This window comes from Geobacillus sp. YF-1, from assembly GCF_052692335.1.
Map to the genome: position 1 here is coordinate 2,031,479 of NZ_CP199850.1, position 14,851 is coordinate 2,046,329.

Genomic DNA, 14,851 nt, shown 5'->3' on the forward strand with positions numbered 1-14,851 from the left:
GATCACTGTGCATATATAGTGGTGAAAGAGGATGTCCCGGTCCTTTTGGGACACCCTCCTCGTTTTTTATATACTTCTATGCAATCCCGTGTTTTTCCAATAGGTAGAAAAAATAGCTATCTGCCCCCGTCAGCTGATTTAACTCCTCATTCATAATTTCTAATCCTTGTTCAATGCAGCTAACAATGAGTTTATCTAACAATTCATCATTAATTTGAGTTTGTACCTTATCAATTAATAAGTGTTTGATTAATACGATATCATCGCCTTTCGCTATAACTGATACGGGAATTTCGATATTCGCCATCTCCCCTTTTTCTCTTTCCTGAATTAGTTCTGATTCCGTCAATCCCTTCGCAAACGCAAGCCTTAACACGTCAGGACGTTCCATTTCAAGCTCTGCCATGATTCTTTGCAAAATCTCAAAACCTGTTTTTGATAATCTCATACTAGCCACGGATTTTTCACCTTCTCAAAAAAGTATCCTTCCTCGATTTTCGTATATTGTTCTTCCTCATCAAAGTTTAAAATATAAGATTTTTCAATAAACGGAGCGAGTTCACTATAAAAATCACTGGTGATCTCTGTATCCGTTGATAAAATAATGACTTGGTCACTTAGCTTCGTAAAGTAATGTTGTACAAGGTTAGACCGGTGAATACTGTCCAAGCGTGCTAATGGCGTATCAATGACAAATGGAATCTGGCTTCCCGATACTTTCGTCAGCGCCCAAATCATCGCCAAAGCAATCAGCTGCTTTTCACCTTCGGACCTCGACATTAAATCAACTTCATGGCCTTCTTTGTTATAAATAGTCAATGTGAATTTTTCAGGATGGAACTTTACTTCGCCAAATTCACTTTTCCGGAACATTTGCTCCATAATCGACTCTACTTGGAGTTTTAATTGTTTGGCTTTCAACAACGTCACTTGGTCGATAAACTCTTGTGTTGCACTACGGAGCTTGTTTAACAACTGGATTTTTTGTTCGACCGGGCCAAGCTCATCCCTTAGCTTCTTCTTTTCTGTAATTTCACGTTGAAGCTTTGTATGTTCATCACGCAACCGACGAATAATCGAAAACACATGTTTCTTTTTTTGGCGCAACTCCCCAAGCTGCTGATGATATTTCTTAATTTGTTCATCAAGTTCGGTTGTATCCACCGCATCAGGAGCCTCATCAAATTGAGCTCTATACTTTTCCAACATATTCTCCGCCTTTTTCATTTCCTCAAGGACCGTACGAATGTTCTGCGATTTCGCTTCAGGGTACTGCAATAAAAAGTGATAATCCTTATTTGATAAATCATGAATAACTTTTACATCCTCTTTAAGGAGCGTACGTTGAATGTTATTTAAATGCGCCCAAATATCCTTTCCTTTCGCTTTTAACTGGTTTTTTTGACTTTTTAAAAGAGGTGGAAAAACACTCACTTCCAGAAGTTTCTCAATAAACTGCTCGTATGGCGCAAATTGCATTTTTTCTTTATACTTGGCATCTAAATATTCCCGTTCTTTTCTTATGTTTTCTTTTAGTTGGCGAATTGCCGGAAGCAAGACCAATTGATATAGTTCTTTCTCTTTAAACTTTTTTAAAAAGACTCGATATTGATTGACCTTTTCTTCATATTCACCAATCCAACGGCTTAGTTCTTGTTTTGTAGCACTTGATTGAGCGATGAGTTGCCGCCGCTCACGCTCAAGTTGCCTTACTTCATCAGACAAAACAGCTAACTGCTCGTTAATCTTTGTTTCCTCATCCTGATACTTGTCTAACTGATTGCTAATTTCATCAGCACGGTCGAGAATAGCCTCGATGTCGCTATCTTTCACTTGTTTCTTTAAATCCCTTGCTAGCTCCCTAGCTATGTAATCCAAATCCTTTAACAATTGATTGTAAAGCTCTAAAGAAACGACTTTTTGAATGGCGCGGATCGTCTCTGTGCTGTCTTGTTCACCGACTAAATCACGAATTTTTTCTGCGTCGAAGATGAAAAATTGTGATACATCCATTGGGATGCGTTGGTCAATAAACTCGTAAAATGCCTGCTCCGTCGTGGCAATTTCGCGCACCTTCTTCATCTCTCCATTTAATTGATAGATGCGACGCGTTTCCTTAAGATCACGATGGTTAAACACTACCTCAATCGCATAGCTCCCCGTATGATCGGTGAAAGCAAGCTCGACGGCTCCTTCGTTCCCCCCCTCGGCAAGATGCTTTTTGTTTACTGCATTTCGAAGCAATTCCTCATACTCTTTAGCCTTGAATTTGCGGCGACCATAAAAACAAATAAAGATTGCGTTAATTAATGACGTTTTTCCGTGACCGTTTAATCCCCCAATTAATATAATATTTTTCTTGTATACCGAAGATAGCTCTTTGTTCCGGTCACGGAAATGAAGAATCTGCTCCCCATAATAAGGACGATAGTTTTTAAATTTTATATACTCAAAAATCATGACCCTCTCTCCTTACCTCATTTCGTCCATTCGTCAATTTTACGCTTAATATCCTTATAGATGCCACTTCTGGTGTACATATTTCTGTCCGCATATTCTTTCTCAATAAGAAACAGCTGTTTAAGATAGGAAGGATGAACACCGTGCTTTTGGCATATAGATTCTAGAAGTTTTTCATCATCCTTATGCATTGCTATCCCCCTTTTTATTAGTGTCTTTTGTTCCAAAAAAATATGCAATTGAGGATCCATAGTTGCAAAAACTGCTTTATAATATAAGTTGATAATCTCTATTCCCATATTATACTATATTTTTTAGAAAATATATACAGGTGGGATGAACTTGGAAATACTCTGCACCCCTTATACAGACGATGTAGACAAATGGCTTAATAAAAATGTTAATTTGTACAGTCACAAAAAAATACTTCATATTGTACCTACCCTTATTTTGTATCGAAAGAGGTTGCAAAGTTACAGAAAGCAACACAAAGAATTATTCAAAAATAATGAAAGTGATTTTCGAACAGTAGCTAAAACATTAGAGCAAAAAGGAATTTTCCTTTATGAAATGGATCGCTTCCTGTTAAAATTAATCAAAACTGGACCATATGCTGTTTTGTCCAAACGAGAATCCGCGGTAATCATTGAGCGGGTTTTAGAAAGTCATTCATTCTCTAATAATATTGCTTGGAAAGCATCATTACAAGATATTTCCGAATGCTTCATTACAATTTCGCAAAGCGGCTTATCTTTAGAGGAAATTCGTGCTCTTGATGCTACACGGTCATGGGGACTCGTTTGTGACTTGTATGAAAATTATTTAGCAGAGCTTTCACAACAAGGAGTCCTTGACTACGGCCAGGCTTGTGTGCGGCTACTTCAAGAATACGACTTTGAAAGCTTTGACATGCTTTTGCTTGATGGTGCCTTCTTGCCTATATTGCCCAAACATCAAATGCTCATCAATCGTTTTCAAAAACTGGATAAAAAAATTATTTGCTTTATTCCTATCGACTTAGACTTTCCGAATAATCCTGCGTTCGAAGCAGTGAAAACAACCTATATGAACTTCGCGCCTATGGCAGAGTGGAAATCGATCAAATCACAACAAATCGCCCATAGTACTGTCCGGCAGCTGGCGCAGTCTATTTTTCACTCCAAAGTGAATGAGATTAGCGACCGTTCAGTAACAGTATTGCGTTTTGTTTCCGAAGAAGAAGAGCTCGACTATATTGTTGAGCGTGCAGGCAAGCTGATCGAGCAAGGAGCAGCAAAACCTCATGAAATTGCCTTAATTACACCGAATCCAATGGAGCTGCGACCGACGGTTCGAGAACTTGCCGAAATCTATGGAATTGAGATGGAAGTTCCCGAACGCTCATTGATTCATCTTCCTCATGGAAGAGCTGTTTTTAATTTGCTTAAAATCCATACAGATGACCGTATCGAAGTGCTAGAACTCCCTCATTTTATAGACATAAACATGGTTCTTGAACTCATTGAAGGGGATTTAATACAGATTCCTGATAAAGCTGTTTTTCAGTGCATCGTTGATCTACAGGCCTTTTTCGAGGACTGCAAAACATTTCCGGATTGGTTCGACAAAATCGACGAACTAATTGCAGCAAAGGATCAAATAAATGATGATTATACATCTCACCCTTTATATTACATTGGCAAGGACACTTTAATTAATATAAGAAATATAATTGAAATCATTGCAACGATCAGTTCGGATTTAATATCTGCTTCAGACATGACATTTACAGAACATCTTAACCATATTGTTCGCTATTTCGAAGAATCACCTTATACAAACGAAATAGAGGACGAAATCAAAGAGCGGCTTGCGGAAATAGTAGAAGAACTGACTCTTCATAACCATCTTGCAATTACTCGTGCCGAATTTGCAAGACGCATTTACGCAGTCTTAAATGACAAGCAACATGAAAAAGAGAATGATCGAAGAAAAGTGCGACTCAGCAAAGTTTTGGTCACTGGCCCAAACAACGTAGAATATCAAAAATACGAATATGTTTTTATTACTCGCTTTAACCAACATATGTATCCGGAACGCATTTCCTATGCGTGGCCGATGTCGGCGGATATTGAACGGAAAATTTTAAACGCCGCCACTATACAAAAATTTTCTAATGAAATTTCCTTGTTGCGTTATTATGCAGACCGCTCGGTATATTATATCTATACTGCTCTACAAGCAGCGAAAAAGTCTGTTTTTATTTGCTATTCGCGGTTTGAGGACGGAATTAAATTATCCCCGTCTCATTACTTATATGACATAGCTAAAGCACTCGGAATTGAGGAAACAGTCGACCTGTCATCCATCGAAAATCGATTGGAAAAAGAAGGTCTGCTATTTGACGCAGGCAGGCTTCCCGATGCTCAGGCATTGCCATTGTATGAACAAAACCTGCCGCCTTTGCCTAAGGATAAAATCATCACAATTGAAGATGTTGCCGTTTACCAACTCTGTCCAAGACGATTTTACTACGAAAAAAACTTGGAGCATGAATACGTATATTCATCCGCCTTCCATCTTCAAAACTATGCAGTCTCTTTTTTGTATGAGAAGGCTGTTGTTTTATTAGTAAAGCAGTTTCCTGAAGTCTCCAAGGAAAATATGCATACAATTATGCATGCTTTGCCTAATATTATTGCTCATGCAGAAAAAGAACTAAAAACTGTTTTTCCAATGGCGCAACGTTATTGGGAAGATGTAAAAATGCGTGTTCACTTCCATCTGCAAGGATTGATTAACCAAATATTATCAAACCCGGATTATAACCGAGCATCATTATCCATTACAAAACAAAGACAAGAAGCGAAAATTAAAGGATATACATTTGTCGGTGAGCGTCAATTGCGTGTTTCCTATCCAACCATTACTCATTATTACTCTATTACCAACATGAGGAGGATATTGTCGTTCTCTGTAAATGAAACAAGAGATGAAAAACAAAAACTGGAGTGCGTTAAAAAGGATTACTTTGATTTGCTTAGCAGATTTTGTCGAAAAGAACACGTGGCAGAACAATCATTATCCTATTACGCACAACAAATCGAATCAGGCCACTTTTCTAAAAAAGCGGGGGCGCACTGCCGCTACTGCGCTTTTGAAAGCGCCTGTAAAGAAAAGGGAGTAGGTTAAGACATGAATCTGACGGAAGAACAGCAAACAGTGATTGAGGCAAACAGTAGGAAAATTCTGGTTAAAGCCGGTGCTGGGACTGGAAAGACAGAAGTATTAACTCGGCGAATTGTTCGATTAATCACTGAAAACCCATCTTTATCCATCACACAGATGGCGATCATTACGTTTACGAATAAAGCGACAGAAGAATTGCAAGCACGGTTAAAAAACCGCCTTTATGCTAAATGGAGCAATTGCACATCAGAAAGTGAGCGGAAGAGGTTTCGGTACGAACTTGAGCTGCTCAATTCTTCCCAAATTTCGACCATTCATAAGTTTTGCAAGAATATTTTAAGTGAAGCAGGACCTTATTATTTAGATGATGTACTGTTTAATCCAAATTTCCATATAAAAAGTGCTTTACATACACAGGCAATTACTGAAGTCATTGAAGTTTGGCTTCAAGAAAAAAGAGTCAACAACGAGCCTGTAGAGCATCTAAACATTATGCCTGTCCATAAGTTAAAAGATATACTTGCGACGTCATATGAGTTGCTCCGTACGAAAGGCTTGGATATTGAAACAGTGCTAACTCGTACGAAACGCTATTCATCGTTGGAAGAGCGGACAGTAAAGAGATTAAAAGTAGAACTCATTGAATTATTAAAACGTGTCCACGCTCACCATTATTTGATTAAATATAACTCGTTAGACGTCGATGATCTTCTTGAGTACTGCTATAAAATACTGAAAAACGATTATGGTTTATTGCGGAAAATCCAACAAAAGTACAAATATATCTTTATTGATGAATTTCAAGATACATCACTATACCAAGCGGAAATGGTAAAATTAATTTGCGACGGATCCGATGATGCCCCTTCCTTATTTCTCGTCGGCGATTTGAAACAATCAATTTATGAGTTTCGTGGGGCTGATACCGACTCATACTCGAAAATTGAAGAATGGATTGCCAAAGACGGAATGGTGCTGACTTTATCAACAAACTGGCGCTCCGACCCTCCTCTAGTAATATTTGTAAACAGCATCTTTGACCGCATTAAGAAAAAAGAAAACGGTAATTATACCTTTTACCAGGAACCGCTAAAGCCAAAAGAAGAGGAGACCTATATCAACTTTAGCGAAATAGCTGAATGGATTCTATGCAATCCGACGGAATCGCAGGCGAAAAAAGTAACTGAGTGGCTGAAGGAAAAGTTAAGCAATGATGATCCTAGCCGTTATTGTCTTTTATTTCGAAAAAATTTTGAGATTAAAGCATTTGAAAAAGAGTTTATAAAGCAAAAAATTCCTTTCAAGGTGATTGGGAGCGGAGATTTTTACAATTGCCGAGAAATTATTGATGCGCTGAAGCTACTTCAATACCTATACATGCCAACAATGAGCAAATATGCGTTTGAGGCATTGGATACTATTTTTATTAATTATGATCACAATAAACTCGACGAACTTTATAGAAATATAAAGCCGTTAATCCCAAAATTCACACCAGCGCAAATATTAGACTATATTTATAAATTTACCCTTGCCCATAAAGCATATCCAAAACAAGCTTATGCCAATCTCGTAAAATTAAAACAACTCGCAAGAGATTTAGGTTTCAATGAACACATTACCTTAGCGCAGTTCATCCAATGGCTATCCGCTATGATTCAGGCAGAGAAAGATGAACCACAAGCGGATGTTTTGGATGTTGATTCCGATGAAAGATATGTAACAATGATGACGATTCATAAGGCTAAGGGGCTCGAGTTTCCCATTGTGATCCTTCCAAATTTGGATCAAAGCATTAGCCAGCAGGCGTTAACCCCTGAAATTTTGTATCATCGCGGTCAGATGACGCTCGAATTTTGTTATGAAAAATACTACTCAACAGGCACAAAAATCATATCGAGCGGTTACGAAGAAGCGGTTAATCTAAACAAATATGCAACATATTCAGAAGAACTGCGAGTACTATACGTCGCCTTAACACGGGCTAAAGAAAAGCTAGTGCTTGTCGGGGCAGAAAATTGTCCAAAAAACAAAATTTGCTACCAAAATTGGCTAAAAATCGATTAGCCTTGCGCTAATCGATTTTTTAGCTGTTCAATCAACGATGACCGTTTATTTGCTGTTAATACGATGCGTGTATGATATCTTCTCTGCTCCATAATCAATTTTAAACAATCGTCAAAAGAAGATGAACGCGCGGAATTAATATCGACAATAAAAAGGCAATCTGTACTGCAATCCCCCTTGACTTGTTTTAAATCGGAAATTGTAATCGACAATCCTTTTTTTGTTAACAATCCTCTGCTTTTCAACAAGTCGATAATTAATTCTTTCAATGTTCCTTTTCTCAAGAAGCGGTTAAGTGGATAAGTGATCATTACATTTTTCACATCTTCCTTCTGGTAGAGGTGGTGAATCCGATCGACAACGTGATAAAGTTCATCGACATAATGCTCAAAAGGAATGAATTGAATGTTTTTCGGAATACTTTCATGCTGCTTCTTTTCTTCTTTCTTCCGTTCCCCTTCGGATGGCGGATCCTCTAAATCAACATGGGCAACTTTAATAACTGGATAAATCACTTGTTTGATGATACGGGCTTCTTCTTGAGAAAGGCTACTAATTGTAAACAATTTCCCCATCATATGATTGATTTTCTCATTTAAGATATGACTATTGTTAAGGTCGTCGATACATAGCAATTGATCGCTTGGAATCACTTGATCAATTGCTAAATGGACAATGTCCTCTCTTGTTAAATCACTAAAAACACATCCTACAATTACTGGGAATTTCAGCCTACCTTGAAAATTTCCTTTCCGTTCAAGCAATTCTTCATGTTGACTTAATAAATTCATCAATTCGTTTCGATACTTGATCACTTGGTTTAGTGGATTTTTTATACTGATTTCTTTCCCATCACTGTATATTTTCCAATAGTCTTTTCTAATTTCCCGAATTGTCTGAGGAACATAGTCCTTTACTTCCAATATCATAATTCCATAATATTGATGAAAAAGTATAAAATCAGGATATTTCCCGTTAATCACCGGCTCATAATACACTGTCCATAAATCGTCCAAATTCTTCTTTAAAGTATAAAATAATTTCTTTTCTCCAGACGTTTTAAACACTGGATGCTCCGGAATAACATATGCCATTTTATTTTCCCTTCCCTTTATAAACAAACCACTTATTATTCACTGGTTTTTTCTTATGCATTTATTATATCGCTTCTTTCCTTTTAGCAAAACCTTCTCTAAGAATTAGTCATTTGTAATTTTAACTACAATTCCCTTCCCTCACATACTCCCCCCTCCCCCGTGCCATACTAAAGGAAACTCAACGTGATTGGGGTAAAGTCGACAGTTTCTGTGCGTGGAGGCTTGTATGGAATGGCTCGTTCTTTGGCTGCTTGCGGCAATGGGCATCGGATTGCTTTTGTTTAGTTTCCGCTTGTTGTCGTTGCGGGAAGTGTCGATTTCGTTTTTGCTCAATGCGTATGCGGCGAGTTTTTTTGGCGCGATCGTGGCTGGGGCTGGGCTGCTTGAGTATCCAGTTCGGTTTTTGGCCGCTTATACGGACAATAGTGTCATTTTTGAATATCTTCTCTATCCGGTCGTTAGCGTCTATGTGTATGCGACATCAAGGCGTTCGGGCTGGTTGGGCGTGGCGGCGCAATGTGCGGGGTATGCGGCGGTGTTGACGGGAGTAGAGGTAGTATTTGAGCGGTATACGGATTTGATTGAGTACCGCCACTGGACATGGGGGTACTCTTTCGTCACCATGTTTTTCTTAACGTTCGCCGTCCGGCTGCTTGCGGGACGGGTAATAGGGAAGGCGGAGAAATAGGCATGTCTATTTTTTCGTGAAGAGCTATACATATAAGTATCAGCCTATTGGAAAGGGGCGGGAAATCGTGGTGCTGTTTGACGTGAAACATCGGTTGTACTACGAAGCAGTCAATTCGGCGCGCCCGAAAATGGCGCCGGTTCGCCAAGACCGGGCGTGGGGGTATGTCTGGAAAACCGTGAACGGGGAGACGGTGAAGTTTTGGATCGATTTCCGCCGCGGGCGGTACATGTACTTTGAATACGTGCGAAAGTGGTATCGGGTCGCGTATTTGCAGGCGAATGAGCGGAAGTCGGAACACGAGGTGCTCGCCGGGGCGATGATCGATTTGACCGTCGACGGACATCAGCTTCTGTTCATGAAAGGGCGCATTCGCCGCCAAGCGGCGCTCGCTGGGTAAGAGCGTAGCCCCATCGCTCCGCGCCTTTTCGGGAGAACGCGAGCGGCTCTGGGAAGGCGTGTCTAGGAGGGGGGATTTCATCCTAGATACAGCCTTGCAACGGCATTTCTCAACTAGAAAAACCCTGATCCATCGGTCCTGCTTTTCACGCATTTCCCCATTGATAAAGGGAACCAGCTGTTTTTTCACCAACCTTCTAGGAGGGGGGATTGAAGGGGCAAGCCGCTTATCAAGCTCATTTCGCAAATAGAAAAGCCTTGTCGCATTAGGATCGCCTTTCAAACGCTCCCCCATTGCTCAAAAGAAACAGCCGTTCTTCACCGGCCTTCTAGGAAGCCGGTGATTTACTCGTGGATACGGCTTTGTCATCTCATTTCTCAACTAGAAAAACCTTGTTGCATGGATCCTAATTTTCAGGCGTTTCCCCATTGATGAAGGGAAGCAGCGGTTGTTCACCGGCCTTCTAGGAGGGTGGGGAAAAACCGCTGTCACAAACGAATCGGGGGCATTGTCATTCAGAAAAGATCGATAGGCAGCGCGGCCTGCCCTCCACACGGGGATGAAAATCTCGCGCCAGTTCGGCATTTTCATTCAGAAAAGAAAGCTCGCTCTGCAAGGTTTCTCTAATTGAGAAACGGATCAAATCGGTAGTATTTTGCACTAAATGCCGGCCTTCTAGCGCAAAAAACGATCGGCGGCAAAGAGCCCTGCTCCTTGCCGCCTTCCTGTTTATGCCCACCACATCTCGGGCAGTTCTTCTTTGAACAGCACGTGTTTGAGGAGCGCCACCGCTTTGGACAGCCCTTCGTCGATCGAGGCGAGCATGTCTTCATGCTCGATGGAGAGCACATAGTCATAGCCGACGGCGCGCAAGGCGCTGACGATGTCGCGCCACCGTTTTTCGCTTTGCCCGTAGCCGACGGTGCGGAACACCCACGACCGGTCGAGAATTTGGCTGTAATGCTTCGTATCCAGCACGCCGTTTTTGCGGATGTTCGCTTCGTCCAAGTACGTATCTTTCGCATGGACGTGGAAAATCGCTTTTTCGCGGCCGAGCAGTTTGATCGCTTCAACCGGGTCGATGCCTTGCCAAAGCAGGTGGCTCGGGTCGAAGTTGGCGCCGATCGCTTCGCCGACGTGCTCGCGCAGTTTGAGGAGCGTTTCCGGGTTGTAGACGACAAAGCCCGGATGCATTTCAAAGGCGATTTGCGTGATGCCGTGCTCCTTGGCGAACGCCGCTTCTTCGCGCCAGTACGGGATGACCACTTCGTCCCATTGCCACTTTAAAATTTCTAGATAATCCGGCGGCCAGGAGCACGTGACCCAGTTCGGATATTTGGCGCCGGGATGGTCGCCCGGGCAGCCGGAGAAGGCGTTGATGACCGGGACTTCGAGCTGCTCGGCGAGCCTGACCGTTTTCCGCCACGTGTCATGCGATTGTTTCGCAAACGCTTTGTCCGGATGGAGCGGGTTGCCGTGGCAGCTGAGCGCACTGATGATCAGTCCGCGGTCGTGAACCGCTTTTTTCAACGCCTTGATTTTGTCCGGCTGATCGAACAGGGCATCCGGATCGCAATGAGCGCTGCCCGGGTAATTGCCGGTGCCAAGCTCGACGGCTTCAATGCCCATCGCGGCCACTTTGTCGAGCATGTCTTCAAACGGCAGCTGTTGATACAAGACGGTAAATACGCCTACTTTCATTTGTTTTTCTCCCCCTTCTCGCGGTGTAGAGCCGGTCAGTCGGCAGCCGGCCCCAACGTTTCATGTCGTTTTCCGTTCGCGCCCGTGCTGGCCGCGCTGACGCTGTTTATTCCGCCACTCGCACCCATCGTTTTGTCCGGTGGCTTTCCAAAATGGCGTCAACGATTGTCATCGTATGATGGCCGTCGGCGATCGTCGCAAACGGCAGCTCGCTGAGCGCCTCGCCGCGCTGTTTCCGGCTGATGGCGCTGTAAAAGTCTAAGAACAAGTTTTTCAGCCCATCCGGCCAGCCTTCTTCATGGCCGCCCGGGTAATGGGCGAGCGAGGCGGCGCGCGGCGACAAAAGCGCCGGGTCGCGAACGACTTCTTCGTTCGAGCCGTTGCGGCGCCCGACCCACAGGCGGTTCGGATGCTCTTGATCCCAAGCGAGCGTCATGGCATCGGCGGCGATTTCAAAATAGAGCCGGTTTTTCCGGCCGGCGCTCACTTGGGAAATCGTGAACGCGCCGTGGGTGCCGTCGTCAAAATGGACGAGCACGCTGCCGCCGTCTTCCGTATCAATCTGCACCGGTTCAGCGTCTTGAGCGCGTCCGGATGTGAACGTGCTTCCTTCCTGCTTCGGCTTGTAGCGAACCGGATGGACGGTGCGCAAATCGGCGAACACTTCGACGATGCGTTTGCCGAGCACGTATTGCACTGTGTCGCACCAGTGCGAGCCGATGTCGGCGATGGCGCGCGACGGGCCGTTTTGCGCCGGGTCGAGCCGCCAGTTGTAGTCAGTGTCATCAAGCAGCCAATCTTGCACATAGCCGCCATAGACGAAATGGACGCGCTTCGCTTCGCGGGCGAGCCGCTCTTTCGCCTCAGTAACGAGCGGGTAGTGGCGGTAGTTGAAGCAGACAGCGCTTAACCCTGTGCTTTTTTCCGCCAGTTGTTTCAGTTCGGCCGACTGCTCGCTGTCCATGGCGAGCGGCTTTTCCGACAACAAATGTTTCCCCGCCTCGAGCACGGCCTTGTTGATCGGAAAATGCAAGACGTTGCGCGTGCAGTTATGGACCGCCTCCACGTCCGGGTCATTAATCAGCGCCCGGTAGTCGCCGTATGCTTTCGGAATCCCGAACCGGCGCGCGGCTTCTTCCGCTTTTTCTTGGCTGCTTGAGGCGATGGCGACAATGTTCACCAACGGCAGACGGCGGAGCGCCTCGATATGGGATGAGGCGGAAAAGCCGGTGCCGATGATGCCGACATTGATCGGTTTCACGGCGTCACTCCCCCTTGTTTCGCTTTGATCGGTTCCAGCGGCTTGACGTTGCCGAAGACGATTTCCCCGCGGTTGACCGGCGCGGCCCAGCGGACGGCGTTGGCGATCACTTTCAGCACGTCCGGGTGATGGTACGTCGGATACGTTTCATGGCCAGGGCGGAAGTAGAAAATTTTCCCCTTCCCGCGCGTGAACGTGCAGCCGCTGCGGAACACTTCCCCGCCTTCAAACCAGCTGATGAAAATCGTTTCGTCCGGCTCCGGAATATCGAAAAACTCGCCGTACATTTCTTCCTGCTCGAGCTCGATGTACGGCCCGATCCCTTCGACGATCGGGTGGCCCGGGGCGACGACCCAGAGACGTTCTTTTTCATCGGCTTCGCGCCATTTCAAATTGCATGTCGTCCCCATCAGCTTTTTGAAAATTTTCGAGAAATGGCCGGAATGAAGGACAATGAGCCCCATTCCTTCGAGCACACGGCGGTGGACGCGTTCGACCACTTCATCTTTCACTTCATCATGGGCGATATGCCCCCACCAGATGAGGACGTCGCACCGGTCAAGCACTTCGTCGGTCAAGCCGTGCTCCGGTTCGTCGAGCACAGCGGTCGCCGTGTCAAACCCGGCTTCAGCTAGGTAGCCTGCGATCACGGTATGCATCCCTTCCGGATAAATCGCTTTGACTTGTTCATCTTTTTTTTCATGGCGAAATTCGTTCCAAACGACGACGCGGATCGGTGTGGTCATCCGTTCGCTCCCCCTTGTTTTTTCAGCCTGCCTGTACGCGGCTAGGCGGAGTGTTTTTTTGGAATGTTTCTCCATGTTCGCGACTCGTTGGGACGCCAGCGCGGTTCATGGAGCGTTTCTCACCATTCGAGGCGAACTTGCCGCCCTTGTTCAGACGATTCGTAAATCGCTTCCAACACTTTGGCGATCGTAAGCCCTTGTTCAGCGGTGCAAAGCGGCGGTGTGTTCTCGGCGATGCTCGTCAAGAAATGGTCAAGCAGCGCCACCCGTTCGCTTTGATCGTCAAAATGGAGCGTGACATCAGCCGGGACGCCGGATTCATTGCGGAACCATTTCACTTCTTGGCGGTTGCCGGCCACATTCCACTCCCAACGCACGCCGCCTTCCGTGCCGAGAAACTCGACATACGCCCGCTCTTCTTCAATGTGCGACGCCCAGCTCGTCTCAAGGAGCACCGTCGCGTCGTTTTCGAGCTGGATGAACGCGGAAGCAAAATCTTCGACCGTATACGCAGCGTTCGGCGCAAACGATGTCCCCGGCCATGCTCCTTGATGGCGCGGACCGAATTTGGCGTACGTTTTCCCGGTCACGGCAACCGGGTTCGGATTCCCGAGCAGCCAGAGCGTGACATCGAGCATATGGACGCCCAAATCGATGAGCGGGCCGCCCCCGGAGCGCTCGCGGTCAAAAAACCATGCCCCCCATGCGGGAATGCCGCGGCGGCGCACCCAGCCTGTTTTCGCGTAATAAATCTCGCCGAACGCGCCGGATTGGATTCGCTCATGAAGCCATTGCGCCGCTTGGCGGAACCGATTGTTGAGCGACACCATAAACTGTTTCCCCGACTCGTCGCGGGCGCGGATGATGGCGTCCGCCTCTTCCGCTTTCGTCACCATCGGCTTTTCGCAAAGCACGTGTTTTCCGGCCCGCAAGCTGTCGACCGCCACTTGGGCGTGCAAAAAGTTCGGCACCGTGATGATGACCGCATCCACATCGGGCGAGGCGAGCAACTCTTTGTAGTCGCGGTACACATCGCGAATGCCGTACGTTTTCGCTTTTTCCGCGGCTGCTTGTTCATTGACGTCGCAAATCGCTTGCAAAACGGCGCGTTCCGGAAGTTTAAGCGCCGCTTGAAGATGTTCTTTGGAAATCCCGCCAGCCCCGATCAATCCGAGGCGGATTGGACGTGCGCGTTCCATATGATTTCCCCCTTGCCTTTCCTTTTATTTCTCATGAAAATGCCGAACTGATCCAAGTTTCATC

The 14,851-nt window shown here is 45.1% G+C and carries 12 protein-coding genes; 4 read left to right on the forward strand and 8 right to left on the reverse strand.

The window, feature by feature from the left end:
* Positions 1 to 76: 76 nt before the first annotated feature.
* From ACTVIM_RS10020 to ACTVIM_RS10030, 3 genes are read right to left on the reverse strand one after another with little or no spacing between them, the layout of a single operon-like run.
* Positions 77 to 448, reverse strand: a complete 372-nt coding sequence (locus ACTVIM_RS10020) for a DndE family protein (RefSeq protein ID WP_445614343.1) — start codon at positions 446 to 448, stop codon at positions 77 to 79.
* Positions 445 to 2,460: a DNA sulfur modification protein DndD gene (gene dndD, locus ACTVIM_RS10025; RefSeq protein WP_445612515.1), complete on the reverse strand. Its 2,016-nt coding sequence runs from the start codon at positions 2,458 to 2,460 to the stop codon at positions 445 to 447. The genes ACTVIM_RS10020 and dndD overlap by 4 nt, the downstream gene beginning before the upstream one ends.
* A gap of 17 nt (positions 2,461 to 2,477) precedes the next feature.
* The gene (locus ACTVIM_RS10030; RefSeq protein WP_167337621.1) at positions 2,478 to 2,651 is read right to left on the reverse strand and encodes a DNA modification system-associated small protein; all 174 of its coding nucleotides are present in this window, start codon (positions 2,649 to 2,651) and stop codon (positions 2,478 to 2,480) included.
* 145 nt (positions 2,652 to 2,796) lie between these two features.
* Here ACTVIM_RS10030 and ACTVIM_RS10035 point away from each other — a divergent pair, with 145 nt between their 5' ends.
* Positions 2,797 to 5,631 (forward strand): hypothetical protein, encoded by a 2,835-nt coding sequence (locus ACTVIM_RS10035; RefSeq protein WP_445612516.1) that lies wholly within the window; start codon positions 2,797 to 2,799, stop codon positions 5,629 to 5,631.
* A 3-nt stretch (positions 5,632 to 5,634) separates the two neighbouring features.
* Positions 5,635 to 7,695, forward strand: coding sequence for a UvrD-helicase domain-containing protein (locus ACTVIM_RS10040; RefSeq protein ID WP_445612517.1), 2,061 nt, complete (start codon positions 5,635 to 5,637; stop codon positions 7,693 to 7,695).
* On the opposite strand, the gene ACTVIM_RS10045 is transcribed toward ACTVIM_RS10040, so the two are convergent.
* On the reverse strand, positions 7,692 to 8,789 hold the full coding sequence (locus tag ACTVIM_RS10045; protein ID WP_445612518.1) for a nuclease-related domain-containing protein: 1,098 nt from the start codon (positions 8,787 to 8,789) through the stop codon (positions 7,692 to 7,694). The genes ACTVIM_RS10040 and ACTVIM_RS10045 overlap by 4 nt on opposite strands.
* 229 nt (positions 8,790 to 9,018) lie before the next feature.
* Between ACTVIM_RS10045 and ACTVIM_RS10050 the strand changes: the two genes are divergently transcribed.
* Both ACTVIM_RS10050 and ACTVIM_RS10055 read left to right on the forward strand, forming a co-directional pair.
* Positions 9,019 to 9,480, forward strand: coding sequence for a CBO0543 family protein (locus ACTVIM_RS10050; RefSeq protein WP_445612519.1), 462 nt, complete (start codon positions 9,019 to 9,021; stop codon positions 9,478 to 9,480).
* Between the two features lie 67 nt (positions 9,481 to 9,547).
* Complete coding sequence (locus tag ACTVIM_RS10055) at positions 9,548 to 9,880, forward strand: hypothetical protein (protein WP_445612520.1); 333 nt, start codon at positions 9,548 to 9,550, stop codon at positions 9,878 to 9,880.
* A gap of 729 nt (positions 9,881 to 10,609) precedes the next feature.
* On the opposite strand, the gene ACTVIM_RS10060 is transcribed toward ACTVIM_RS10055, so the two are convergent.
* The 4 genes from ACTVIM_RS10060 to ACTVIM_RS10075 all read right to left on the reverse strand — a co-directional run bounded on the left by ACTVIM_RS10060 (position 10,610) and on the right by ACTVIM_RS10075 (position 14,787).
* Complete coding sequence (locus tag ACTVIM_RS10060) at positions 10,610 to 11,581, reverse strand: sugar phosphate isomerase/epimerase family protein (protein WP_445612521.1); 972 nt, start codon at positions 11,579 to 11,581, stop codon at positions 10,610 to 10,612.
* Positions 11,582 to 11,687: 106 nt separating this feature from the next.
* Positions 11,688 to 12,842: a Gfo/Idh/MocA family protein gene (locus ACTVIM_RS10065; protein WP_445612522.1), complete on the reverse strand. Its 1,155-nt coding sequence runs from the start codon at positions 12,840 to 12,842 to the stop codon at positions 11,688 to 11,690.
* Positions 12,839 to 13,588, reverse strand: a complete 750-nt coding sequence (locus ACTVIM_RS10070) for a ThuA domain-containing protein (RefSeq protein ID WP_445612523.1) — start codon at positions 13,586 to 13,588, stop codon at positions 12,839 to 12,841. The genes ACTVIM_RS10065 and ACTVIM_RS10070 overlap by 4 nt, the downstream gene beginning before the upstream one ends.
* Before the next feature lie 119 nt (positions 13,589 to 13,707).
* Positions 13,708 to 14,787, reverse strand: a complete 1,080-nt coding sequence (locus ACTVIM_RS10075; protein ID WP_445612524.1) for a Gfo/Idh/MocA family protein — start codon at positions 14,785 to 14,787, stop codon at positions 13,708 to 13,710.
* Between the last annotated feature and the right edge of the window lie 64 nt (positions 14,788 to 14,851).